This is a genomic window from Streptomyces fructofermentans, assembly GCF_014651055.1.
GTDB lineage: Bacteria > Actinomycetota > Actinomycetes > Streptomycetales > Streptomycetaceae > Streptomyces > Streptomyces fructofermentans.
Map to the genome: position 1 here is coordinate 80,237 of NZ_BMWD01000029.1, position 24,709 is coordinate 104,945.

The 24,709-nt window shown below is 72.8% G+C and carries 20 protein-coding genes, 1 pseudogene and 1 riboswitch; of the genes and pseudogenes, 5 read left to right on the plus strand and 16 right to left on the minus strand.

Annotated elements, in window-relative coordinates:
* Positions 1-283: 283 nt before the first annotated feature.
* Complete coding sequence (locus tag IE265_RS31320) at positions 284-859, plus strand: uridine kinase family protein (RefSeq protein WP_190039154.1); 576 nt, start codon at positions 284-286, stop codon at positions 857-859.
* A gap of 479 nt (positions 860-1,338) precedes the next feature.
* Positions 1,339-3,207, plus strand: a complete 1,869-nt coding sequence (locus tag IE265_RS31325; protein ID WP_190039124.1) for an AAA family ATPase — start codon at positions 1,339-1,341, stop codon at positions 3,205-3,207.
* A gap of 441 nt (positions 3,208-3,648) precedes the next feature.
* Here the strand turns inward: IE265_RS31325 and IE265_RS31330 are convergent.
* The 10 genes and pseudogenes from IE265_RS31330 to IE265_RS31375 form a co-directional block, all read right to left on the minus strand.
* Positions 3,649-4,722: pseudogene (locus IE265_RS31330) on the minus strand (hemolysin family protein); the annotation flags it as partial.
* Entirely contained in the window at positions 4,719-6,059 is a 1,341-nt protein-coding gene (locus IE265_RS31335) for a hemolysin family protein (protein WP_190039125.1), read from the minus strand. The gene IE265_RS31335 and the pseudogene IE265_RS31330, both read right to left, overlap by 4 nt.
* A 201-nt stretch (positions 6,060-6,260) precedes the next feature.
* Positions 6,261-6,737, minus strand: coding sequence for a PH domain-containing protein (locus IE265_RS31340; RefSeq protein ID WP_190039126.1), 477 nt, complete (start codon positions 6,735-6,737; stop codon positions 6,261-6,263).
* Positions 6,738-6,750: 13 nt separating this feature from the next.
* A complete protein-coding gene (gene hisG / locus IE265_RS31345; protein WP_190039127.1) occupies positions 6,751-7,608 on the minus strand; it encodes an ATP phosphoribosyltransferase in 858 nt (285 codons plus the stop codon).
* Between the two features lie 61 nt (positions 7,609-7,669).
* Positions 7,670-7,942: a phosphoribosyl-ATP diphosphatase gene (locus IE265_RS31350; RefSeq protein ID WP_006378313.1), complete on the minus strand. Its 273-nt coding sequence runs from the start codon at positions 7,940-7,942 to the stop codon at positions 7,670-7,672.
* A gap of 34 nt (positions 7,943-7,976) precedes the next feature.
* Positions 7,977-8,462, minus strand: a complete 486-nt coding sequence (gene ribH / locus IE265_RS31355; RefSeq protein ID WP_190039128.1) for a 6,7-dimethyl-8-ribityllumazine synthase — start codon at positions 8,460-8,462, stop codon at positions 7,977-7,979.
* A 20-nt stretch (positions 8,463-8,482) separates the two neighbouring features.
* Complete coding sequence (locus IE265_RS31360; RefSeq protein ID WP_190039129.1) at positions 8,483-9,772, minus strand: bifunctional 3,4-dihydroxy-2-butanone-4-phosphate synthase/GTP cyclohydrolase II; 1,290 nt, start codon at positions 9,770-9,772, stop codon at positions 8,483-8,485.
* On the minus strand, positions 9,769-10,410 hold the full coding sequence (locus tag IE265_RS31365) for a nicotinamide mononucleotide transporter family protein (RefSeq protein ID WP_190039130.1): 642 nt from the start codon (positions 10,408-10,410) through the stop codon (positions 9,769-9,771). The genes IE265_RS31360 and IE265_RS31365 overlap by 4 nt, the downstream gene beginning before the upstream one ends.
* Positions 10,407-11,009 (minus strand): riboflavin synthase, encoded by a 603-nt coding sequence (locus IE265_RS31370; RefSeq protein WP_190039131.1) that lies wholly within the window; start codon positions 11,007-11,009, stop codon positions 10,407-10,409. Before IE265_RS31370 ends, IE265_RS31365 begins: the two co-directional genes overlap by 4 nt.
* Positions 11,010-11,161: 152 nt before the next feature.
* A riboswitch (FMN riboswitch) is annotated at positions 11,162-11,292 on the minus strand.
* Between the two features lie 612 nt (positions 11,293-11,904).
* Positions 11,905-13,092 (minus strand): ROK family transcriptional regulator, encoded by a 1,188-nt coding sequence (locus tag IE265_RS31375; protein WP_190039132.1) that lies wholly within the window; start codon positions 13,090-13,092, stop codon positions 11,905-11,907.
* Between the two features lie 122 nt (positions 13,093-13,214).
* Here IE265_RS31375 and IE265_RS31380 point away from each other — a divergent pair, with 122 nt between their 5' ends.
* A complete protein-coding gene (locus tag IE265_RS31380; RefSeq protein ID WP_190039133.1) occupies positions 13,215-14,426 on the plus strand; it encodes an MFS transporter in 1,212 nt (403 codons plus the stop codon).
* Positions 14,427-14,551: 125 nt separating this feature from the next.
* Positions 14,552-15,961, plus strand: a complete 1,410-nt coding sequence (locus IE265_RS31385) for a uracil-xanthine permease family protein (protein WP_190039134.1) — start codon at positions 14,552-14,554, stop codon at positions 15,959-15,961.
* Here IE265_RS31385 and IE265_RS31390 read toward each other — a convergent pair.
* Positions 15,943-17,064 (minus strand): glycoside hydrolase family 6 protein, encoded by a 1,122-nt coding sequence (locus IE265_RS31390; protein ID WP_190039135.1) that lies wholly within the window; start codon positions 17,062-17,064, stop codon positions 15,943-15,945. The two genes, IE265_RS31385 and IE265_RS31390, sit on opposite strands and share 19 nt — an antisense overlap.
* Before the next feature lie 172 nt (positions 17,065-17,236).
* Between IE265_RS31390 and IE265_RS31395 the strand changes: the two genes are divergently transcribed.
* Positions 17,237-17,947 (plus strand): DUF5995 family protein, encoded by a 711-nt coding sequence (locus IE265_RS31395; protein ID WP_190039136.1) that lies wholly within the window; start codon positions 17,237-17,239, stop codon positions 17,945-17,947.
* Between the two features lie 66 nt (positions 17,948-18,013).
* Here the strand turns inward: IE265_RS31395 and IE265_RS31400 are convergent, their stop codons facing one another.
* The 5 genes from IE265_RS31400 to IE265_RS31420 all read right to left on the minus strand — a co-directional run bounded on the left by IE265_RS31400 (position 18,014) and on the right by IE265_RS31420 (position 24,457).
* Complete coding sequence (locus IE265_RS31400; RefSeq protein WP_190039137.1) at positions 18,014-19,720, minus strand: flavin monoamine oxidase family protein; 1,707 nt, start codon at positions 19,718-19,720, stop codon at positions 18,014-18,016.
* 47 nt (positions 19,721-19,767) lie between these two features.
* Positions 19,768-20,556, minus strand: a complete 789-nt coding sequence (locus IE265_RS31405; RefSeq protein ID WP_190039138.1) for a carbon-nitrogen hydrolase family protein — start codon at positions 20,554-20,556, stop codon at positions 19,768-19,770.
* A gap of 261 nt (positions 20,557-20,817) precedes the next feature.
* The gene (locus IE265_RS31410; RefSeq protein ID WP_190039139.1) at positions 20,818-22,053 is read right to left on the minus strand and encodes an MFS transporter; all 1,236 of its coding nucleotides are present in this window, start codon (positions 22,051-22,053) and stop codon (positions 20,818-20,820) included.
* A 474-nt stretch (positions 22,054-22,527) separates the two neighbouring features.
* Entirely contained in the window at positions 22,528-22,980 is a 453-nt protein-coding gene (locus tag IE265_RS31415; RefSeq protein ID WP_190039140.1) for an Lrp/AsnC family transcriptional regulator, read from the minus strand.
* A 10-nt stretch (positions 22,981-22,990) separates the two neighbouring features.
* Entirely contained in the window at positions 22,991-24,457 is a 1,467-nt protein-coding gene (locus IE265_RS31420) for an amino acid permease (protein ID WP_190039141.1), read from the minus strand.
* Between the last annotated feature and the right edge of the window lie 252 nt (positions 24,458-24,709).

Below are 24,709 nucleotides of genomic sequence, written 5' to 3' on the forward strand. Positions count from 1 at the left end.
GGTGTGGGCCAACTATGGATCCCGATCAAGGGATCTGCCAGCACTTCGGGCCCTGCGGCGGCGACCAATATTGGTCCACACCACTGGCATGGACGGGACACGGCGAGGTTCCGGCGCGAGCCCGGCGGGGGCCCGGCGCGAGCCCGGCGGTCGGGTCCCCGCGGGGACGACGGCAACCCCGCACCCCGGGCGGCGGACGACCCGCGGCGCCCACGACGACCTCCTCGTTAAGGTGGTCACCCACGCCGCACCCGCCCCGCCGCACCCTGGATCCCCCATTCACCTGCACACCCTCGCCTCCCGCCTCCGCCGCCTGCCGCCCTCCTGCGGCCCGGTGCGGCTCGTCGGCGTCGACGGGCACGCCGGCTCGGGGAAGACCACGTTCACCGCCCGGCTCGCGGAGGAGCTCGGCGGCGCCCCCGTGCTGCACTTGGACGACCTCGCCACGCACGAGGAGCTCTTCGGGTGGACCGGGCGGCTGCTCCGGGACGTCGTCGGGCCGCTCGGCCGCGGACAGGACGCGCGCTACCGGCCGTACGACTGGCACGCGCGCGACTTCGGCGGGGCCCGCACCCTGCCCGCCGCGCCCGTGGTCCTCGTCGAGGGGGTCGGCGCCGGCCGCCGCGCGGTGCGCCCGTTCCTGGCGCGGCTCCTGTGGATGGAGTTGGCCCGCGAGGACGCCTGGGAACGGGGGATGCGGCGGGACGGTTCGGCGCAGAGCGACTTCTGGGACGGATGGGTCCGAGCGGAACGACAGCACTTCGCCGAGGACCCGACGAAGCCGTTCGCCGACCTTCTGGTGCGGCAGTTGCCGGAGGGGTACGAGGTGCTCCCGGGACCTGCTGTGACGTCGACGTAGGACGATTCCCTCACGCAACGTGACGACCCTGCGCCTGTGCGCTGAACACACCGACAGGCCCCTCCGAGAAGTTCCGCGAGTGCTCCAACTCGGCTTGACCGAGGGGCCGTACAGGACTTACGTTCTGAATGAGCGGCCCTTGAGGGCCGCCCCGCAGACGCGAAGCCCCCGGTTGTTCCCCCGTGATCGGGGGCTTCGTTCTGCCCCCGGCCGGTTTTCCGGACGATCCGGGGCACTATTTGCTCACCCTCTGTCACCACTGCCCGTGCGCCCCATGTGCTCCCACCTCGGAGAACCCGTCGTGCGGCACCCTTCGGCCCGGCACTCGCGCGCGGGTACGATGCCTCTCGGTGCGACTTTCGGACGGCTGCTCTCCGCACCGGTGCAACTCCCGTCCGCGGCACAGCGGTTCGACGAAGCATGCCGACGGGCACCGGCCCGTGCGGCGCTCAACGGGGGCACGGTTTGTGGGGGACGTGATGGACTTCGGCACGCAGGGCCCCGAGGCCCCGGCCGACCTCGCCTGGCTGCGAGGTGTGGACGCCTACACCATGGGGGCCTATCCGCAGGCGGAGGAGGAGTTCCGCACGGCGGTCCGGATGGATCCGGGGATGGCGGACGGCTGGCTCGGGCTGCACGCGCTGCGCATCGACACGACGACGGCGCTGCTGCGCATGTTCCGGCACCGGGACCGCTTCGGGGAACAGCGCACCCGCCACCGCCGCACCCTCAACTCCTGGTACTGGCTGGGCTGGTGGGTCCAGCCGGTGCTCGAGTCGCCGCGTGACCTGCTGCTCGCGCACGCCTCGCACTGGCTCGACGGACGCCATGTCCCCGAGTTGGACCGGGCGCTCGCCGGCCTGCCGCCCGTGGACGCCGACCCGCAGGTGCGGTTCCTGCACGCCTGCCGGTCGTACCTCGTCAAGGACTGGGAGCAGTTGGTCCGGCACACGGATCCGCTGATCGACGACGCGATGCTGGGCATCGAGGCGGGCCTCTTCGGCGGCATGGCGCGGGTACGGCTGGAGATGTACGGGCAGGCCGAACCCCTGCTGTCGTCCGCGCTGATGCGCTGTCGCAGCGAGCAGCCGCAGCGCAAGGAACTGCGGTACTGGCTGGCGCGGGCGCACGAGGGCACGGGCCGCTCCGCGGCCGCGCTCCCCCTGTACCGGGCGGTGCACCGGGTGGACCCGGCCTTCATGGACACCTCGGCGCGGCTGGCCGCCATCTCCGAGGGCGACGGGTACGACGAGACGGCCGACCTCGCGGCGATCACGCTCACCGGCGTCGGTCAGGACATGATGGACGGCCCGGACGGCATCGACCCGATGTTCGGCATGGAGGGCCGGGACCTGAGACTGCCGGAACCGGAGCTGCCGCCGCCGGGCGCGCTGCCGTCCGAGTCCGACCGGGTCCGCGAGAAGGCCGTGGTGCCGGTGCGGCCCCCGCATCTGCCGACCGGTCCCACCGACCCCGCCTTACTGGAGGAGGCCCTCGCAGAGCTGGAGGGCATGGTCGGACTCGAACCCGTGAAGCGCCAGGTGAAGGCGCTGTCGGCGCAGTTGAACATGGCGCGGCTGCGGGCCGGGCAGGGACTGCCGGTGCAGCCGCCGAAGCGGCACTTCGTGTTCTCGGGCCCCTCGGGCACCGGCAAGACCACGGTGGCCCGCATCCTCGGCCGGGTGTTCTACGCCCTCGGCCTGCTCGGCGGCGACCACCTCGTCGAGGCGCAACGCGCCGACCTGGTGGGCGAGTACCTCGGGCAGACGGCCGTGAAGGCCAACGAGCTGATCGACTCCGCGATCGGCGGCGTCCTGTTCGTCGACGAGGCCTACTCGCTCTCCAACTCGGGTTACGGCAAGGGGGACGCGTACGGCGACGAGGCCCTCCAGGTCCTCCTGAAGCGTGCCGAGGACAACCGCGACCACCTGGTGGTGATCCTCGCGGGCTACCCCGAGGGCATGGACCGGCTGCTGGCCGCCAACCCCGGACTGTCGTCCCGCTTCACGACGCGGGTCGACTTCCCCTCGTACCGCCCGCTCGAACTCACGGCGATCGGCGAGGTGCTGGCGGCCGAGAACGGCGACGCGTGGGACGAGGAGGCCGTCGACGAGCTGCGCTCGATCAGCGGGCACGTCGTCGACCAGGGCTGGATCGACGAACTCGGCAACGGCCGCTTCCTGCGCACGCTCTACGAGAAGAGCTGCGCCTACCGCGATCTGCGCCTGTCGGGGTACCCGGGCGGGCTGACCCGCGACGACCTGTCGACCCTGCGGCTCGCGGACCTGATGCAGGCGTACGGCGAGGTGCTGTCCGGGCGCGGCCCCCAGGACCCGTCACCGATGTGACGAAGGCCGGCCGCGCCCCCGTCACCCATGCGGCGCAGGCCCCGGCTGCGCGAGGGTCACCGATGCGGCCGAGGCCGTGGCCCCCGGCCCGTCACCCATGGGACGTACCCGGGCGGCGGGCACCCTCCGACGACGCCGACGCGGACGCGGACCGGGGCCGGGTTCCGGGGACGCGCGTCCCCGGAACCCGGCCCCGGTCAGGTGCCCTCAGCCCGCCAGCGCCTGCTCCGCGGAGTCCGCGGCGGCCGGCTGCTCGACCGTGCCCCGCACCACCGGCTGCTCGGCGGCGCTCCGCACGGCGGGCCGCTCCGCGCTCTCCGCGACCGCCGACTGCCGCAGGGCGTCCGCGGCCGTCGGCTGCGGAGCGGCGTCCGCGCCGGACGTGCTCTCCGGCGGGGCGGGCGCGTCCGGTGCGTCCAGTGCCTCCTGTGCCACCGGGGGGACCGCCCGTTCGGACGCCTCCCCGCGCGGCTCGCCGACCCGGGCCGCGGGAGCCTGCCGGTGCGCCGCGTCGCGGACCTCCCCGACGAGGAGTTCCAGTACGTCCTCAAGGGCGACCAGCCCCAGGACCCGGCCCGAGGCGTCGGCGACCTGGGCGAGGTGCGTCGCGGCGCGGCGCATCACGGTCAGGGCGTCGTCCAGCGGGAGTTCGGACCGCAGGGTCGTCATGGGACGCCACACCTGCTGGGGCACGGCCCGCTCCGACTCCTCCAGGTCGAGTACGTCCTTCACGTGCAGATAGCCCATGAAGGCACCGGTCTCCGCGCGGACCGGGAAACGCGAGAACCCGGTGCGGGCCGTCAGCGCGACGACCTGGCCCGGGGTGACCGAGGGGCCCACGGTCACCAGCGACTCGCGGTCCAGGAGCACGTCCGTGACCGGGCGCGAGCCCAGTTCGAGGGCGTCCTCCAGGCGTTCCTGCTCCTCGGGGCCGAGGAGGCCCGCCTGCCCGGCGTCCTCGACGAGCCGGTTGAGCTGCTCGCTGGTGAAGACGGCCTCGACCTCGTCCTTGGGCTCGACGCGGAAGAGCTTCAGCACGACCCGGGCGCAGGCGCCGAGGCCCACGGTGACCGGCTTGCAGAGCCGGGCGAAGGCGACCAGGCCGGGGCTGAGCCACAGCGCGGTCCTCTCGGGGGCCGCCATCGCCAGGTTCTTGGGCAGCATCTCGCCGACGACGAGGTGCAGGAACACGACCGCGGCGAGGGCGATGACGAACCCGAGCGGGTGGATCATGCCCTCGGGAAGGTGGGCGGCCTCGAAGACCGGCTCCAGCAGACGGGCCACCGTGGGCTCGGCGACCGCGCCGAGCGTCAGCGAGCACACGGTGATGCCGAACTGCGCGGCGGCCATCATCTGCGGAAGGTTCTCCAGGCCGTACATCACCTGCCGGGCGCGTGCCGTGTCGAGCGGTTCGATCTGGCTGCGGCGCACCGAGACCAGGGCGAACTCGGCGCCGACGAAGAAGCCGTTGGCGAGCACGAGCAGAGCGGCGAACAGGAGTTGGAGCGCGCTCATCGGACGGCCTCCGCCGGGGAAGCGGCCTCGGCGGCCCTGGTGAGCCGGACCCTCTCGGCCCGGTAGTGGCCGACCTGGCGCACCGACAGCCGCCACCCCGGCAGCTCCGCGCGGTCCCCGGGTGCGGGGATGCGGCCCAGCAGGTCGGCGACGAGCCCGGCGACGGTCTCGTACGGGCCCTCGGGGACCTCCAGGCCGATGCGCAGCAGCAGGTCGACGCGGCAGCTGCCGTCGGCGTCCCACGCGGGCCGGCCGTCCTCGGGCGGGGCGGGGACGAGTTCGGGCCGCTCGTCGAGGACGTCGTCGTGCTCGTCGCGGACCTCGCCGACGAGCTCCTCGACGATGTCCTCAAGGGTGACGACCCCGGCCGTGCCGCCGTACTCGTCGACCACGACGGCGATCGGCTGCTCCTCGCGCAGCCGGGCGAGCAGCGGCTGCACCGGCAGCGTCTCGGGGACGAGCAGCGGGGCCTGCGCGATCCGGGTGACGGGGGTCCGCCGCCGGTCGTGCGCGGGCACCGCGAGCGCGTCCTTGAGGTGGGCCATGCCGACGATCTCGTCGATCCGCTCCCGGTAGACGGGGAAGCGGGACAGGCCGGTGGCGCGGGTCAGGTTGACGACGTCCTCGGCGGTCGCGGAGGACTGGAGGGCGCTCACCCGCACCCGCGGGGTCATGACGTGCTGCGCGGTGAGGTCGGCGAGGGAGAGCGTCCGGACGAAGAGGTCGGCCGTGTCCTGCTCCAGGGCTCCCGCCCGGGCGGAGTGCCGGGCCAGGGAGACGAGTTCACCGGGGGTGCGGGCGGAGGCCAGCTCCTCGGCGGGCTCGACGCCCAGGGCGCGGACGAGCCGGTTGGCGACCGAGTTCAGTCCGGCGATGACCGGCCGGAACAGGGTCGAGAAGGCGTGCTGCGGGCCGGCGACGAACCGCGCGACCTGGAGCGGCCGGGACACCGCCCAGTTCTTGGGCACGAGTTCGCCGACGACCATCTGCACGGCCGAGGCCAGCAGCATGCCGACGACGACGGCGACGCCGGGGACGGCGCCCTCGGGGACGCCGACCGAGGAGAAGGGGCCGTGCAGCAGCTCGGCGAGGGCCGGCTCGGCGAGCATGCCGACCACGAGTGACGTGATGGTGATGCCGAGCTGGGTGCCGGAGAGCTGGAAGGACAGCTCCTTGAGCGAGTCGACGACCGTGGCGGCCCGTCGGTCGCCCTCGGCGGCGGCCTTCTCGGCCTCGGGGCGCTCCACCGTGACGAGTCCGAACTCGGCCGCCACGAAGAAGCCGTTGGCGAGAATGAGCAGGAACGCCGCCGCGAGAAGCAGCAGGGGGATGGTCATGCCGCCGCCTCGATGTGCCGGGAGGGGGCGGCGCAGGTACTACAGGACGATCCGTCCATCGCTGGAGGGAGTCACTCCTCGAATAGCAGGGGGCCTCCGCGTCCCTCGGGGGGACGGGCGGAGGCGGAGGCGCAACGAAAACGCCTCCGCCAACAGATTAATCAAGACAGGGGCCCGTACGGCAGGGTGGAAGGCCGGGAGTCAGCCGTGATGTTCGTCGTGCCGCCCGTCGCCGTCGCCGGCGGCGTGCGCCTCGGTGAGGGCGCGCAGCGCCCGGGCGTCCCGGATCGCGCGCTCCTTGGCGATGCCCGGCTGGATGCCGAGCGCGGGGAGGCTGGTTCCGTCGCTGAGGTCGAGGAACACCCAGGGGTCGCCGGGGCGCAGGTTGACCCGCAGGATCTCCGCCCAGGCGAGCCGCCGGCGGCCGGCGATGTTGACGACGGTGACGCCGGACTCGTCGGCGACGACCTTGGGCCGGGCCAGCATCACGAGGACCCCCAGGAGCAGGGCCGCGGTGAACACGAAACTGGCGCGCTCCCCCGGGCCGAGCGTGTCCAGGAGCATCGCGACGGTGGTGATGACGACGAAGATCGCGGCACCGGCCGTCAGCAGGACGGCTCGGGTACGGCCCGGCCGGAAGGTGACCGGCAGGGCGGGCAGGGCGGGTGCGTCGGACATGGCGGGCGGTTCCTCAGAGACGGCAGGCGTGGATGGCCGTGGTCAGGATGGCCCGCGCGCCGATCTCGTACAGGTCGTCCATGATCCGCTGCGCCTCCTTGGAGGGGACCATCGCGCGGACGGCGACCCAGCCCTCGTTGTGCAGGGGCGAGACGGTCGGGGACTCCAGGCCGGGGGTGAGCGCGACGGCCTTCTCCAGCTGCTCGACGCGGCAGTCGTAGTCCATCATCACGTAGGTGCGCGCGACGAGGACGCCCTGGAGGCGGCGCAGGAACTGCTGGACCTTGGGCTCGGCGCCGTCGTCGGCGGTGGCGTCGGTGCGGCGGATGACGACCGCCTCGGACTTCATGATCGGCTCGCCGAAGACCTCCAGGCCCGCGTTGCGCAGCGAGGTGCCGGTCTCCACGACGTCGGCGATGACCTCGGCGACTCCGAGCTGGATGGCGGTCTCGACGGCGCCGTCGAGGTGCACGACGGAGGCGCCGATGCCCTGGTCTGCGAGGTGCTTGGCGACGATGCCCTCGTACGAGGTGGCCACGGTCCGGCCGGCGAGGTCCGCGATGCTGGTGGCCGTGCCGGGCCTCGCCGCGAAGCGGAACGTGGAGCGGGCGAAGCCCAGCGGCAGGATCACCTCGGCGTCGGCGCCGGAGTCGATGAGCAGGTCCTCACCGGTGATGCCGATGTCGAGACGGCCGGAGGAGACGTAGATCGCGATGTCGCGGGGGCGGAGGTAGAAGAACTCGACCTCGTTCACCGGGTCGACGATCCGCAGCTCCTTGGCCTCCCGGCGCTGCTGGTAGCCGGCCTCATGCAGCATCTCCGCCGCAGGTCCTGAGAGGGAACCCTTGTTGGGGACGGCGATGCGCAGCATGAGGTCGGCTTCCTTTGTTCGCGGGGTGGTCGGTCGGTGTGTGCGTCGGGTGGGGCGCGGCTCAGAGGTGGGCGTAGACGTCGTCCAGCGAGATGCCGCGGGCGACCATCATCACCTGGACGTGGTAGAGCAGCTGCGAGATCTCCTCGGCGGCTGCCTCCTTGCCCTCGTACTCGGCGGCCATCCAGACTTCGGCGGCCTCCTCGACGACCTTCTTGCCGATGGCGTGGACCCCCTTGCCGACCAGCTCCGCGGTGCGGGAGGTGGCGGGGTCCCCGGTGGCTGCCTTGTGCTGGAGCTCGGTGAAGAGCTCCTCGAAAGTCTTATTGGACATGGTGGTCCTCACCCTACGCGGTCAGTGGCACACCTCAGCGCCAGGGTTCGGATACCGAGCGCAGGGTGGCCGCGGTCGCCACGGCGGCCGTCACCGCCTCGTGCCCCTTGTCCTCGTTGGAGCCCTCGATGCCCGCGCGGTCCAGCGCCTGCTCCTCCGTGTCGCAGGTCAGTACGCCGAAGCCGATGGGGACACCGGTCTCGACGGAGACCTGCGTCAGGCCGTTGGTGACGCCCTGGCACACGTACTCGAAGTGGGGCGTGCCGCCGCGGATGACGACGCCGAGCGCGACGATCGCGTCGTAGCCCCGGCCCGCGAGGACCTTCGCGACGACCGGCAGCTCGAAGCTGCCGGGGACCCTCAGCAGGGTCGGCTCGTCGATACCCAGCTCGCTCAGGGCGCGCAGTGCGCCGTCGACGAGTCCGTCCATCACCTTCTCGTGCCACTGCGCCGCGATGACGGCGACCCGCAGGTCACCGCAGTTGCGTACGGACAGTTCGGGTGCACCCTTGCCGCTCACGTGTCTCCTCGTGCTTTCTGTTACTGGTTGCCGCAGGCCGACACGGTGGTCGTGTCCAGCCAGGGCAGGTCGTGCCCCATCCGGTCCCGCTTGGTGCGCAGGTACCGCAGGTTGTGCTCGCCCGCGGTCACGGGCATGGGCTCGCGTCGGACGACGTCGAGGCCGTGGCGGACGAGCGCGTCGGTCTTGTCGGGGTTGTTGGTCATGAGGCGCAGGCTGCGGACGCCGAGGTCCTCCAGGATCTGCGCGCCCGCGGCGTAGTCCCGGGCGTCGGCGGGCAGGCCGAGCTCCAGGTTGGCGTCCAGGGTGTCCCGGCCGCGCTCCTGGAGTTCGTAGGCGCGCAGCTTGGACAGCAGTCCGATGCCGCGCCCCTCGTGGCCTCGCAGGTACACGACCACGCCGCGACCCTCGGTCTGGATGCGCTCCAGGGAGGCTTCGAGCTGGGGGCCGCAGTCGCAGCGCAGGGAGTGGAAGACGTCGCCGGTGAGGCATTCGGAGTGGACGCGCACCAGCACGTCGGCGCCGTCGCCGATCTCGCCGTGGACCAGCGCGACGTGCTCGACGCCGTCGACGGTGGAGCGGTACCCGTACGCCGTGAACTCGCCGAAGACGGTGGGCAGCCGGGTCTTGGCCTCGCGGCGGACCGTGGGCTCCGCGGTCCGGCGGTAGGCGATGAGGTCCTCGATGGAGATGATCGTCAGCCCGTGCTTGCGGGCGAACGGGATCAGCTCGGGCAGCCGCAGCATGCGGCCGTCCTCGCCGGCGATCTCGACGATCGCGCCGGCCGGACGCAGGCCGGCGAGCCGGGCCAGGTCGACGGCGGCCTCGGTGTGGCCGTTGCGCACGAGGACACCGCCGGGCTTGGCACGCAGCGGGAAGACGTGCCCGGGGCGTACGAGGTCGCCCGCCTCGGCCTCGCCGCCGGCCAGCAGCCGCAGCGTGGTGGCGCGGTCGGCGGCGGAGATGCCGGTGGTGACGCCGAAGGCGGGGCCCGCGTCGACGGAGACCGTGAAGGCCGTGCGCATCGACTCGGTGTTGTTCTCGACCATCTGCGGAAGCTGCAGGCGGTCGAGCTCGTCGCCCTCCATGGGCGCGCAGATCAGCCCGCGGCACTCGCTCATCATGAAGGCGATGATCTCGGGCGTCGCCTTCTCCGCGGCGATGACCAGGTCGCCCTCGTTCTCCCGGTCCTCGTCGTCCACGACGACGACCGGGCGGCCCGCCGCGATGTCCGCGACGGCCCGCTCCACGGGGTCGAGCGCGAAGTCCTCGATGTTGTCCGTGCTGTACCAGACAGGCGCCGACGTCATGCCGGGACTCCTTCCAGGACGGGCTGCCCGGCCTTGCGGGAGCGCAGCCACCAGTCGCGCATGCCCCACAGGACGAGCGCGCCGTAGATGATGTAGACGAAGCCGGAGAACGCGTAGCCGTTCGCGAAGTTCAGCGGCACGCCGACCAGGTCGACGAGGAGCCACGCGAACCAGAACTCGACCATGCCGCGTGCCTGGGCGTACATGGCGACGACGGTGCCGACGAAGATGTAGGCGTCGGGCCAGGGGTCCCAGGAGAGGTTCGGGTAGGCCTTGAAGAGCAGGGCGACCGCGACCGTGCCGGCCGCGGCGGCGCCGACCATCGCGGCCCGCTCGGGCCAGGTGGCGAAGCGGGGGGTGATGTGGCCGTCCGCGCCCTGCCCCCTGCTGCGGTTCCACTGCCACCAGCCGTAGCCGGCGACGGCCATCACGACGACCTGCTTGCCGGCGCTGCCGGTGAGGTGGCCGTAGAAGGCCCCGAAGAGGACCAGCCCGGAGAGGAACTGCACGGGCCAGCTCAGGATGGAGCGGCGCCAGCCCAGGGCGAGGGCGGTCAGGCCGAGGACGTTGCCGACCATGTCCGACCAGCGGATGTGCTGGCCGAAGAGGACGAACGCCTCGGAGTTGAGCCCGTTCACCGGTCCGCCCCCTGGGCGCCGAGCAGCCGCTCCACGTACTTGGCGATCACGTCGACCTCGAGGTTGACGGGGTCGCCGGGCTGCTTGCGGCCGAGCGTGGTGAGGTCCAGGGTGGTCGGGATCAGGCTGACGGTGAAGTGGTCGGAGCCCGCCTCGACGACCGTCAGGCTGATGCCGTCGACGGTGATGGAGCCCTTCTCGACGACGTAGCGCGTGAGGTCGGCGGGCAGCGAGATCTTCACGATCTCCCAGTTCTCGGACGGTGTGCGCGCGAGGACCTCGCCCGTGCCGTCCACGTGCCCCTGCACGATGTGCCCGCCGAGGCGCTCGCCCACGGCCATCGGCCGTTCGAGGTTGACACGGGAGCCGACGGCGAGGGCGCCCAGGCTCGACCGCTTCAGGGTCTCGGCCATCACGTCGGCGGTGAACTCGCCGTCCTCGTGGTCGACGACCGTGAGACACACGCCGTTGACGGCGATGGAGTCCCCGTGCCGCGCACCTTCGGTGACGACGGGGCCACGGAGCCGGAAACGTGAGGCGTCGCCGAGGTTCTCGACGGCGGTTACTTCGCCCAGCTCTTCGACGATTCCGGTGAACACTTCCCGGGTCCTCCTGCCTCTTCGGGCACGGACTCCGGGGCCTGTCGATGACGACAGAGTGGAACGGACGACACACGGGGTACGACACCGTGTCGGACGTGTCCCCGGGGGACACGTCGAAACAGACGGCGACGTGCACGTATGCCCGCCCGCCGCGCACTGCCTCCCATCCGGACTTTAACCGTCGGTCCAGGAATTTCACCTGGTCAACCGGCCGCTGGAAGCGACCGGGTCGCGGACTGTAACCGCCGGTTCGGACTTTCACCGACCCCGGAGTGCGCTGCTTCTGGTACAGACTCAGTGTGCCACGCCCGATCGACACCCATGCGGGTGAAGGCTGTGTGCTGGCTCACAGAGCGATCGGATGGACTTCGCAGGACGGGCGTGGCGTGTCAACTTCCTTGCGGGAAGCACGCCTTACCTTTGGTCCATACCTATTGACGCTTTGGTCTAGTCCATTTTAGGGTCTGCGTTCACCGATGCCTCTTCGGGGGCCGTGAGCACCGGCCCGCCCCACGAGCGACCCGGCGGCGGTGACGGAGGCCCTTGCCCCGCCGCCGGGTCTCCAGCTCCCGGTCCGACGCGCCGCGGGTCTCCGGCCACGCCCGGCGCGGGACCGCGCGAGCGGGCCCGCCGCCCGTGCGGCCGCGGGAATCCCGGGCACACGCGCGGCCGACGCCCGGCAGCGCGCCGTCCGACGCCGGAAGGCCCACCGGCCGAAACCCGGCGGCCCGCCGAGCACCCGGCGACAGACCCCCGGCACCCGTCACGAGGCGGCAGACCCCGCACCAGCAGCACAACCGGCGCCCGCCCCGCAGGCATGGCAGGCGACGGCCCCGGATCTGCGGTCCGGGTCCGGCCCCTGACCCGGACCCGCAGGCCAGGGCAAGGGCCGTCACCGCTCCCGGGGGGCGAACACCTCGTTCTGCGCCTCGTCCCTGGCCATCAGGAGCGCCCCGCGGAGCACGGCACCGCCCCCCAGGACCCCCGCCCGCACCTCGGTGGGCAGCGGGGACAGCCGGGCGAGCCGCTCCCGTACACGGGCGGCGAGCACCTCCCCGCCGGCCCGCCCCGTCTCACCGCCGAGCACCACGCAGCCCGGGTCGAGCACGGCGATGACGGACGCGGAACCGAGGGCGATGCGGTCGGCGAGTTCGTCGAGGAAGCGCGCCGCCGAGTCGTCCCCGGCCCGCCCGACGGCCGCCCCCACCAGCGTGGCGGCATGCGGCTCGTGGGGCTCGACGGCCGCCACCACGCCGTGCCGGGCCGCGAGTTCACCGATCGCGGCGGCACCCGCGAGGGAGTGGAAGCCACCGTCGCAGCCCGTCGCGGACGGCAGGCCCCGCGTGCCCGGCACCGGCAGGAAGCCGATCTCCCCGGTACCGCCCGAGGCGCCCCGGCGCAGGACGCCGTCGAGGACGACGGCCGCCCCGATGCCGGCGCCCAGCCAGAGCAGCACGAAGGTGTCGCGCCCCCGGGCGGCGCCCTCGCGCTGCTCGGCCAGCGCGGCGAGGTTGGTCTCGTTCTCGACGCGGACACGGGCCGGAAGGCGGTCCTGGAGTTCGGCGACCAGGCGGCGGTGCCACTCGGGCAGCCCGGTGGAGTCGCGGAGTTCACCGGTGGCGGGGTCGATCAGGCCCGGGGCCCCGACGCCGACGGTGTGCAGCCGGTCGACGCCCGCGCCCTTGGCCGTCCGCTCGACCAGCGCGACCGCGCGCTCCACGGCGGGCCCGGTGTCCGCCCCGTCCCCGATCGGGACCGAGGCCTCGGCGAGCACTTCACCGAGCAGGTCGGACACGATCACGGACACCCCCTCGGTCCGCACGTCCAGAGCGGCCAGGTGCGCCCGGTCGGCGACGATCCCGTACACGCGGGCGTTCGGGCCCCGGCGCTGCTCCCCCGACTCCCCGACCACGTCGATGAGTCCGGCGACGGTCAGGCGCTCCACGAGGTCGGCGACCGACGGGCGGGACAGGCCGGTGAGCTGCTTGAGACGCCCCGCCGTCAACGGGCCCTCCTGCTGCAGCAGGCGCAGCGCGAGCCGGTCGTTGATGGCCCGGGCGGTGCTGGGTGATGCGGGCATGCCGGGATCCTTCCAGATCGTGGGCGCCGGAACGGCCCGACCGAACGCCGTCTATCTATCAGGCAGGGTGCCTGATAGTTTACGGCGCCAGACTGGGGAGCAGACAGGGAGGGGCCGCAGGCATGAGTCACGTGGTGTACGACCGGCACGAGGTGAGGCGCGCGAGGTACGCCGTGGCGACGGTCTTCGCCGTGCACGGCGCCGTCACCGGCTCGTTCGCGACCCGCGTCCCGTGGATCCAGGACCACGCGTCGGTCGGCGCGGGCCAGCTCGGCCTCGCCCTCGCGTTCACCGCGTTCGGCGCCTCGGTGTCGATGCCGCTCGCCGGCCGCATCAGCCACCGCTTCGGCAGCCGTGCGGCACTGCGGGGCCTGATCGCCCTGTGGACGCTGTCCCTGACCCTGCCGGCCCTCGCGCCGAACATGCTCGCGCTGTGCGTCGCGATGTTCACCTACGGCGCGACCGCGGGCATGGCCGACGTCGCCATGAACGCGCTCGGCGTCGAGGTCGAGGAGCGGCTCGGCAAGTCCATCATGTCCGGGCTGCACGGCATGTGGAGCGTGGGCGCCCTGGTCGGCTCGGCCGCGGGCACGCTCGCCGCGCACCTGGGTTCGGACGCGCGGCTGCACCACGCCCTCGCGTCGGCGGTGCTGACCGTCCTCGGGCTGGCCGCCTGCCGCTGGGTGCTCGACCTGCAGCCCACGGAGGACGAGGAGCCGCCGCCCCGGTTCGCGCTGCCGCCCAGGTCGGCGCTGCTGATCGGCGCGGTCGGCTTCTGCGCGGTGTTCGCGGAGGGCGCGAGCCTCGACTGGTCGGCCGTGTACCTGCGGGACGAGCTGAGCACCTCGGACGGGCTCGCGGCCGCGTCGACCACCGGGTTCATGCTGACCATGGCCCTGGCCCGGCTCGCCGGGGACGCGATCGTCAACCGCTTCGGCGCCGTGCGCACCGTACGCGTCGGAGGGGTCCTGGCCGTGCTCGGCGGGCTGCTGATCGTCCTGTCGGACCACCCCGCGCAGGCGATGGCGGGCTTCGCGCTGCTGGGCCTCGGGATCGCCGTCGTCGTGCCGCTGTGCTTCGCGGCCGCCGGGCGCAGCGGCCCCAACCCGAGCCTCGCCATCGCGGGCGTCGCGACCATCACGTACACCTCGGGGCTGATCGCCCCCAGCGCGATCGGCTCGCTGGCCCAGGCGACGAGCCTCGTCGTGTCGTTCGCCGTGGTGACGGTGCTGGCCGGCGGGCTGGTCGTCCTCGCGGGCGTGCTGCGGGCCGGCGACCGGGACCGCCCGAAGTCCGCCCGGCCGGGCACCGCGGTCGCCGACGTGAGGTCCTGAGCCCCGGCGGCACGAGGACGGCCGACGGCGCGACGCACCGGCGGGAGGGCCTGCGCGAGGACGGACCGGCACCCGTGACAATGGTCCGGTTCGATCTTCACGTACGAGGAAAGCGACCCCCCACCATGGATCTCGGCGTGCGCTGGAAGCTGCACGGGGACGGGCGCACCCCCGCGCCGGGGGCGGTCGTCCGCCCCGACGAACGGCTCTCGTGGCCGCGCACGGCCGGGCTCGGCGCCCAGCACGTGGTCGCGATGTTCGGGGCCTCGTTCGTCGCCCCGGTCCTCATGGGCCTGGACCCGAACCTCGCGATCATGATGTCCGGCGTGGCGACGGTCGTCTTCCTGCTCGCGACGCGCGGCCGGGTGCCCAGCTACCTGGGCTGCTCGCTCTCGTTCGTGGGTGTGGCGGCCGTGATCCGCGCGCAGGGCGGCAGCAGCGCGACGGTCACGGGCGCCGTCTTCGTCGTGGGCGCCGCGCTGTTCCTGGTGGGCCTCGCGGTGCAGCGGTTCGGGGCGCGGATCATCCACGCCGCCATGCCGCCGATCGTCACGGGCGCGGTCGTCATGCTGATCGGCTTCAACCTGGCGCCGGTCACCGCCACCACCTACTGGCCGCAGGACCAGTGGACCGCGCTGGCCGTGATGGTCTTCACCGGTCTGGCCGTGGTGTGCCTGCGCGGATTCTGGTCGCGCGTCGCGATCTTCCTCGGGCTCGTCTTCGGGTACGTGCTGTCGTGGGCCCTCGACCGGATCTTCGGACGGATCCACTCCGTGGACGCGAGCGGCAAGGTCACCGACCACTGGCGGCTGGACCTGTCGGGCGTCGGCCGGGCCGACTGGATCGGTCTGCCGTCCTTCCACGGCCCGTCCTTCGAGTGGTCGGCGATCCTGGTCGCGCTGCCCGTCGTCATCGCCCTGGTCGCCGAGAACGCGGGCCATGTGAAGGCCGTCGGCGAGATGACGGGCGACTCGCTCGACGACAGGCTGGGGACCGCGATCGCCGCGGACGGGGTCGGCTCGATGCTCTCCACCGCGGTGGGCGGGCCGCCCAACACGACGTACTCCGAGAACATCGGGGTGATGGCGGCCACGCGCGTCTACTCGACCGCCGCGTACTGGGCCGCCGCCTGCTTCGCCCTGCTCTTCGGGCTCTGCCCGAAGTTCGGCGCGGTCGTCGCCGCGATCCCCGGCGGCGTGCTCGGCGGGATCACCGTCATCCTCTACGGCATGATCGGCCTGCTCGGCGCGCAGATCTGGCTCAACGCCGGTGTCGACCTGCGCAATCCGCTGAACCTGGTGCCGGCCGCCGCCGGGATCGTCATCGGCGTCGGCAACGTGACGATGGAGTTCACCGACACCTTCTCGCTGAGCGGCATCGCCCTGGGCACCCTGGTCGTGATCATCGGCTACCACGGGCTGCGGTCGCTGGCCCCGCCGCACCTGAAGGAGCCGCGGGAGCCCCTGCTCGACGAGGGCACGTCCTCGTACGACTCCGGGTCCGGACCGGAGCCCGGTCAGCGCGCCAAGTCGTAGGCGTAGTCCGGCGTGAACGTCCCCGGCGAGCCCTTGCAGCCGTCGGACTCGCCGGGCAGCTTCACCCACAGGTAGGCGTCGACGCGGGCCTGCCCGGTGCTCAGTGTCGGGGCCTGCCCGAGCTTGCGGCCCGCGGGGTCGCACCACTCCCCGTCGGCCGGGGCGCCGTTGCCGTTGCGGCTGGTGTCGATGACGGCACCGAGCCCCGCCGCGCCGCCGAGGGCGTCGAGGGTCCTGCGGACGTACGCGATCTCGTCCGCCGTGCGGTTGAAGTTGGAGACGTTGCTGAAGATCCCGTCCGAGGAGGCGGCCGACGCGGCGCCCGCCCGGCGCAGCAGCGCGGCCTGCTTCTGCGGTGAGTTCCAGTCGGAGTGGCCCGCGTCGTAGTAGACGCGCGCTCTCGGGTTCGCCGCCTTGAGGACGCGGCCCGCGCGGGCCAGCGACGTGAAGCGGGCGGTCCGCCGGCCCTCGGAGAGGCAGTCCGACTGGGCGATCGCGTCGGGTTCGAGGATCACCACGACCTCGCCCGAGCCGAGCCCCGCGGCGAACCGGTCGATCCAGGCGTCGTACGCGTCGAGGTCGGGGGCCCCGCCCTGGGAGGCGCCGCCGCAGTCGCGGTCGGGGACGACGTAGGGCACGACGACGGGGACGCCGCCGGCCGCCGCGCCGGCCGAGGTGATCGCCCGGACGCGGGAGGTGATGGTCGCCGGACTGTAGTCCGCGAACCACACCGCCGCCGGGTGGTCGGCTATGCGGGACTCGATGAGCGGGCGCCGGGCGTCACCGGGGTTGGCGCGCACCCAGTCCAGCACCTGGGAGTCGCCGTGGCGGTACAGCCGAGTGGAAGCGGGCTGCGTCCGCGGCTTCGGGGTGCCCGTCCGTGCGGCCTTCGGGCCCGGTCCGGTCCTGGAGGGGGAGGGCGAGGGGGACGGCGGGGCCGAGGTCTTCGAGGCGGACGGCGACGGGACGGCGGGCAGCGGTTCCAGGAACGGCGAGCTGGTCACGTCGGGGCGCGCCTCGTCCGCGCCTCCGCCGTCGTCGAGCGCGGAGATCATTCCCGTCACGGTGCCGACCGCGACGACCGCGGACGCGACCGCGGCCATGGCACCGCGCCTTCTCCCGGTCCTGCGTTCGGTCCTGCGGTCGGCCAGACGCCGGGCACGGAGGCCTGACACGTGCTGTTCCCCCTCCCCCGGGCTCCCCCTGTTCCCCCGTTCTGGGGAAGCGATCGGCCCGGCGGCACTCGGGACAGCCTAGGCCTGGGACGCTGCCCCCATGGTGCGGTTGGAGCGCTTTGTACAAGACGCGGTTCCCGTGCACGGTCTGGACACCGTGGTGCGGAGGATGCGTGGACTCGGCACGGCCTGGCCCGAGGGGGACGGCGTCGGGGTGTTCAACCGCGTCTATCTCGCCGTCACCGAGGAGGTGGACAGGCGCCTGCACGCGGGGCATTTCGAGGACACGCGTGCGGCGGCCACCCTGGACGTGCGGTTCGCGGAGCGCTACCTGTCCGCCGTCGAGGCGGTCGGTGACGAGCGCCGGCCGCCTGCGGCTTGGCGGCCCCTGTTCCAGTTCCGGCGCCATCCCGGCGTACGTCCGCTGCAGTTCGCGCTCGCGGGCATCAATGCGCACATCGGACACGATCTGCCGCTCGCGGTGGTGGACGCCTGTCGTACGCTCGGTTGCGAACCGGCGGCGCTGGAGGACGAGTTCGACCGCGTGGGCGAGGTCCTCGTCTCGCTGGAGGAGCACATCCGCGAGGACCTGATGCCGGGGCCCGATCTCCTCCAGATCGCCGACCCGCTGACGCATCTGCTCGGTTCCTGGAGCCTGGACCGGGCCCGGGACGCGGCCTGGTCGGCCGCCAGGGCCGTCTGGGCGCTGCGCGAACTCCCCGACCTGGCCGAGGAGTTCGTGGAGCGGCTCGACACGGGCGTGGGCCTGGTCGGCCGCTGCCTGCTGACACCGCTGACGCACCGGGGCTGACCCCGCCGACGCACCGGAGCCGGGGCGCGAGGTGTGCCGGGCGGCGCGGGCCGCCCGGCGGTGGCGTCAGTCCTCGGGGAGCTCCACCGGGGCGATCTCGTCGTAGACGTCGCCGGGACCGGGGTTGGTCGGGTCGGTCGTGCCGCCGAGGTGGTGCATCACGCCCCACACGGCGTTGAGCGCGGTCTGCACGGCGCCCTCGGCCCAGCCGGCCGTCCAGGAGATGTCGTCGCCCGCGAGGAAGATGCCCCGCTTGTCCTCGGGCAGCCGGTCCTGCATGAAGTGCGTGAACAGGCGCCGCTGGTAGCGGTAGTGGCCCGGCAGGTTGGCCTTGAACGCGCCCATGAAGTAGGGCTCGTTCTCCCACGAGACCGTCACCGGGTTGCCGATGACGTGCTTGCGGATGTCGACGTTCGGATAGATCTCGCCGAGCGACTTCAGCATGACCTCCATCCGCTCGTTCGCGGACAGCGGCAGCCACTTGAGGCTGTCGTCGCACCACGTGTACGAGAGGCAGATGACGGCGGGCTTGTCCGGGCCGTCGTCGAGGAGGTAGGTGCCGCGTGTCATCCGGTCGGTGAGCGTCATCGACATGACGTCGCGGTCCGTCGGGTTCCCGCGGTCGTCCACGGCCTTGTCCAGCCAGAACGGCCGGTCGACGGGGACGAACAGCTTCGAGCTCTCCATGTAGTGGGTGCGCTCGATCGCCGTCCAGTGGTCGATCGGGAAGAGCTCGTCGTCGCAGGCGACCTTGGAGAGCAGCATCCAGGACTGGGCCGTGAAGATCGCCGCCCGGTACGTACGGATGTCGCCGGAGGCGTCGGTGACCGTGATCCGGTTCCCGGCGGTGCGGTGCAGCCGGGTCACGGCGGGCCTGGGCTCCCCGTCGTGCAGCGTGGACAGCGACGTCCCGGGGGCCCAGTGGACGATCTTCTTCGGCTCGCGCTCCCACAGGCGCAGCGGGAGCTGCTGGCTGCCGCCGACGATCCCGCGGTGGTGGTCGTCGGCCTCGGTGTAGACGACGCGCAGGATCTCCAGGATGGAGTTCGGGAAGTCGGTGTCCCAGCCGCCGGTGCCGAAGCCGACCTGCCCGAAGATCTCCCTCTTGCGGAAGGACTTGAACGACTCCGACTCGCAGAGGAACCCGTAGAAGGTCTGGTCGTCGAGCTTCTCGACGAGCTTCGCCCAGATCTCGCGGATGCGCGGCACGTCGCGCTCGCGCATCGCCGTGTTCATGTCGGAGAAGTCGGCGCCCTCCTCCAGGCAGGCGTTCCACGCGTCCGCGACGTCGCGGTAGACCTGCGGGAGGTCGGCGAGCGTCTCGGCGTAGTGGGACTCGCCCTTGAGGTCGACGACGGTCGAGGGCGTCGCCTCGGACAGCGGGTTGGGGAACGGCTCGGTCCGCAGCCCCACCAGGTCGATGTAGTGCTGGAGCGCCGTGGAGGAGGGCGGGAAGCGCATCGCGCCCATCTCCGCGGTCAGGGAGGGGTCGCAGCCGTCGAACCCGACGGTCCGCAGCCGGCCGCCGATCCGGTCCGCCTCGTACACGACGGGCTTGAGGCCCATCTTCATCAGCTCGTACGCGGACACGATGCCGGAAAGGCCGCCGCCGATGACGGCGACCTCGGTGCCGAGTTCGGTCGCCGGTATCTGGCCGAGGCCCGCGGGGTGCGCGAGGAAGTCGTCGTACGCGTACGGGAAGTCCGGACCGAACATGGTGATCGGCGGCTGCGCGTCGGTGTGCGGGACGGCGGGGGGCACCGTGGACGTCATGGGGTACGGACTCCTTGCGGGAAAGCTCTGGTGGTACGGGGGGAGGTTCAGACGAGGGAGCCGTAGAGGCCGGGACGGCGGTCCTTCAGGTACGGGTTCTCCTCGCGCGACGCGGCCAGGAGGGCGGGGTCCACGTCACCGATGACGAGTTCCTCGGCGCGGCCCGCGCGGGCCCGGGCGCCGCCGTCGGGACCGGCGAGCGTGGAGAGCCCCACGAACTCGAACTCGCCCTCCGTGCCGACCCGGTTGACGTACGCGACGTACATCTGGTTCTCGAAGGCCCGCACCGGGACGACGGACTCGGCGACGAACTGGAACGGGTGCATCTGGGCCGTGGGCACCACGAGGAGGTCGGTGCCGGCCAGGGCGTGGGAGCGGACGTTCTCCGGGAACTCCACGTCGTAGCAGATCATCAGGCCGATGCGGAGGCCGTCCAGCTCAGCCTGGACCACGGGCTCGTCGCCGGGGGTGAACCAGTCCCGCTCGAAGCAGCCGAAGAGGTGGGTCTTGCGGTAGCCGGCCAGGCGAGTGCCGTCCGGGGAGATCAGCTGGACCGCGTTGTGGACCTGCTCGCCGGAGCGCTCGGGGTAGCCGTAGGCGACGGCCACGCCGTGCCGGCCGGCGATCTCGGCCACCGCGTCGGCGGAGTCGCCGTCGGCCGGCTCGGCGAGCCGGTGCACGTCCTCGCCGATCGCGTAGCCGGTCAGGAACAGTTCCGGGGTGACGAGCAGCCCGGCGCCCGCGGCGGCGGCACGGCCCGCGGCCTCGTCGAGGACCTTGAGGTTCTCCACGACGGAGCCGGGACGGCCGGAGCTCTGGAGCAGGGCAGCGCGCATGCGGGGTCCTCACCGGGTGGGGAAGGGGGTACGGGGCCGCAGAGGCGGCCTGATAGACGGTACGGGCGGCGGGCGCGGCCGGACAAGAAGGACCTGTTGCGCGCCGGGGAACGATTCGTTGCGTCCCCGGGCGCTCCGGCGGCGATTCGTTGCGGCCCTCCCGCGAGGGCCCCGGGCCCGCCGGGGCGCGGGCGGTGCCCCGCGCCCCGGCGGATCCGCGCTGTGTGCCTCGTCACCCGGTGACGGGGCGCGGCGGCGGTGTCACGGCCGCGCCCGGGAGGCGGAGGCCCGGGCCCGGCGGACCGGCCGCTCCCTCGTGGCCAGAGCCGACGCCGTCAGCAGGTACGGCAGCGCGAACAGCGCGAACGCGACGCCGTGCCCGGTCGCCGTCGCTGCCACGGCGTAGAGGCCGTACACGCCGACGGTGGCCAGGTCGGTGCCCACCCCGGCCACCGAGGTCAGGGTCGCCCTGCCGGTGCCGCCGATGCGCTCCTGGAGCCGGACGTCCGCCAGCACACTCGCCAGCTGGAAGCCGCAGAAGGCGACCGCCACCAGCGCGACACCGGCCGGCGAGCGTACGGCCGCGCCCACGGCGAGCGAGACGGCGGAGGCCGCCAGGAGCCAGGCGAACCCGCGGTCGCCGAGCCGCCGGCCCACGCCGGCCAGCAGCCCTCCGGCCGTGGCTCCCGCCCAGATCAGCAGCAGCCAGAGCGGCACGGCACTGTCGGACACCCCGGTGTCCCGTACGAGCAGGGGCGTGTACTCGTCGAGCGCCCCCCAGACCGCCGTGACGGCCGGTACGAGCAGCAGGGCAGCGCGGACCGGCCGGTCGCCGCGGGCCTCGGCGAGGCCGGCGCGCAGCGTGCGGGCCCAGCCCTCGTCCGGCCCGCCGGGGCCGGGCGCCTCCCGGTGCTCCGGGAACCGTGTCGCGACCAGCGCCGTCAGCAGGCACGCCAGCACGCTGGCGAGTCCGACGGCCGGGTAGCCGCCGAACGCCAGTACCGGACCGGCCAGCCCCACCGCCGCCATCACGGCCACGAGCCCGGCTGCCTGCGCGCGGCCCATGAGGCCCGCGTACCGGTCGGCCGCGCCGAGCCGGTCCAGCTCCTCGTAGACCAGCGCCTCCAGGGCGCCGGAGCCGAGCGCCCCCTTGACGCCCCAGAGCACGAATCCGAGGGCGAAGGCCCAGTACGACGGGGCGAGCACCCAGAGCGCGAACCCGGCCGCGGTGAGCAGCGGGCCGACCCACAGCAGCAGGCGCCGCGAGACGGCGTCGGCCCAGGCCCCGGAGGGGATCTCCAGCAGGACCCCGGTCAGGGCCCACAGGCCGAAGAGGGACGAGATCTGCCAGACGGTGAGTCCGGTGTCGCGGAACAGCAGCGCGTACACCGGGTAGAGCAGGACGAGGTCGTCGAGGAACGCGTAGCCGTACAGCGTGCCGGTCAGCCGCCGGACGGCGGTGCCTGAGCCGGGCGCACGCGCAGGTGAGAGTGACATGAGGCCTTCCCGCAAGGACCGCAGGGTGAACGTCGGACGCCGTAGGAACGGCATCCGGGGCGGTCCCCGGGAGGCACGGCTTCTGGATCAATGTCGCCAGGTCATACCCCGATGCTAGCCACCCCCACCCCCGAAAGCGACACACCCGCACAACCGGCTCGGCCCTCTCGGAAACACGAGGAACCGCGCACCACCCGCACCGAGGAAGCCGGCCCCACCCCCTCAGGGACACGAGGAACCGCGCGCCAAGCCCTCACGGCCCGCACCCGACCAACCGCCCCACCAGGCCCCCACCCCCGCAGGGGCGCGAGGAACCGCGCGCCAAGCCCCCACGGCCCGCACCCGACCAACCGCCCCACCGGGACCCCACCCCCAGGGGCGCGGGGAACTGCGCAACACCCCCACCCACCCGCACCCGGCAACGCCGACACGCCCCCACCGGCACCGGCACCCCACCAGCCCCAAGCGGAGCGCCTACGTCGGGGACCCCGACGAAAACCTCCGCAACAACGGCGAAAGCACCAGCACGGACTTCGTCCGCTCCACGAACGGCTCCCCCGCGATCCGCTCCAGCACCCGCTCGAAGTGCCGCATGTCGGAGGCGAAGACCTGCACGACGGCATCGGCCTCACCGGTGACGGTCGACGCGGCGACGACCTCCTGGTACCGCTCCAGGCCCCGCTGGATGGTCTCGGGCGAGGTGTTGCGCCGGCAGTAGATCTCGACGAACCCCTCGGTCTCCCAGCCGAGCGCCGCCGGGTCCACCCGGACGGTGAACCCGGTGATCGCCCCGGTCGCCCGCAGCCGGTCCACGCGCCGCTTCACGGCCGGCGCCGACAGTCCGACCTCCTGGCCGATGTCGGCGTAGGAGCGGCGCGCGTCCTCGGCGAGGGCGCGCACGATGCGTTCGTCGAGATCGTTCAGCACTGCGGGTGGATCACTTCTCTGGAGTGGCGAGACGGGAGCGGCGGTAGCCGTAACTGAAGTAGAACACGAGCCCCACGGCCATCCAGACTCCGAAGACGACCCAGGTCACGGTGTCGAGGCTGCCCATCATCCACACGCAGAAGCCGAGGCCGAGCGCGGGCGTCAGCGGCGACAGCGGCACCCGGAACGTGCGCGGCATACCGGGCCGTGTCCGGCGCAGCAGCACGACCGAGACATTGACCAGCGCGAAGGCGAACAGCGTGCCGATGCTCGTCGCGTCGGCGAGCTGCCCGAGTGGGATCGCGGCGGCGAGGACACCGCAGAACAGCGACACGAGGACCGTGTTGGCGCGCGGGGTGCCGGTCCTCGGGTGGACGCGGGAGAAGACCTTGGGCACCAGTCCGTCGCGGGACATCGCGAAGAGGATGCGGGTCTGCCCGTAGAGCACGGTCAGCACGACGCTGGCGATGGCGATGACGGCTCCGGCCGCGAGCAGCGTGCCCCAGAAGGTGTCGCCGGTGACGTCGTTCATGATCCCGGCGAGCGCGGCCTCCGAGCCGGTGAACCGGCTCCAGGGCTGCGCGCCCACGGCGACGGCCGCGACGAGCACGTACAGCGCGGTGACGATGATCAGCGAGAGCATGATGGCGCGCGGCAGGTCCCGCTGGGCGTTCCTGGCCTCCTCGCCCGCGGTGGAGGCCGCGTCGAACCCGATGTACGAGAAGAAGAGGGTCGCTCCCGCCGCGCTCACGCCCGCCATGCCGAGCGGCATGAAGTCCTCGTAGTTGCCCGAGCGGAAACCCTGGACGCCGATCGCGCAGAACAGCAGCAGTGCGGCGATCTTCACCACGACCATGATCGTGTTGGCGCGCGCCGACTCGCGGGCGCCGCCGAGCAGGAACGCCATGGCGAGCAGCACCACGATCAGCGCGGGCAGGTTGAAGATCCCGCCGTCGCCGGGCGGCGCGGAGAGCGCGTCCGGGATGGTGACGCCGATCGTGCCGTCGAGCAGCTCGTTGAGGTACTCGCCCCAGCCGACCGCCACGGCCGCGACGGAGACCCCGTACTCCAGGACGAGGCACCAGCCGCAGATCCAGGCGACGAGTTCGCCCATGGTTGCGTACGCGTACGAGTAGGAGGACCCGGCGACCGGGATCGTGCCCGCCAGTTCGGCGTAGGAGAGGGCCGAGAAGAGCGCGGTCAGGCCGGCTATGACGAAGGACACCGTGACGGCGGGGCCGGCCTTCGGGACGGCCTCGCCGAGGACGACGAAGATGCCGGTGCCGAGGGTCGCGCCGATGCTGATCATGGTGAGCTGCCAGAGGCCGAGCGAGCGCCGCAGTGTGCCGCCCTCGCCCTGTCCACCCTCCGCGACCAGGTGTTCGACGGGCTTGCGGCGCATCAGGCGCGCGCCGTGGCCCGGGGGCACGGGGGCGGGGTGACTGGGGGACTGCGGGGGTGCGCCGTGGTCGAGCACGCGGCTGGCTCCTTCATCGCTGCCGGTCGGACGGCGCGACCCCACGGCGGCCCGCGGGAGGGACCGGCCGTGCCCGGGGTCCCCGCCGCACTTCGTTCAGCGCACGACTCTATGAGCCCGGGCTTTCCGGCCGTAATGCAGCAACCTTGCGCGTGCCCGCAAGATCGTTGCGTTCATGGCGGGCCGGCGCGTGTTCGTTGCGTGAGGACTTTCGGCCCTTGCGCGCGGGCTGCACCGCAGGTCGCAGGCCCG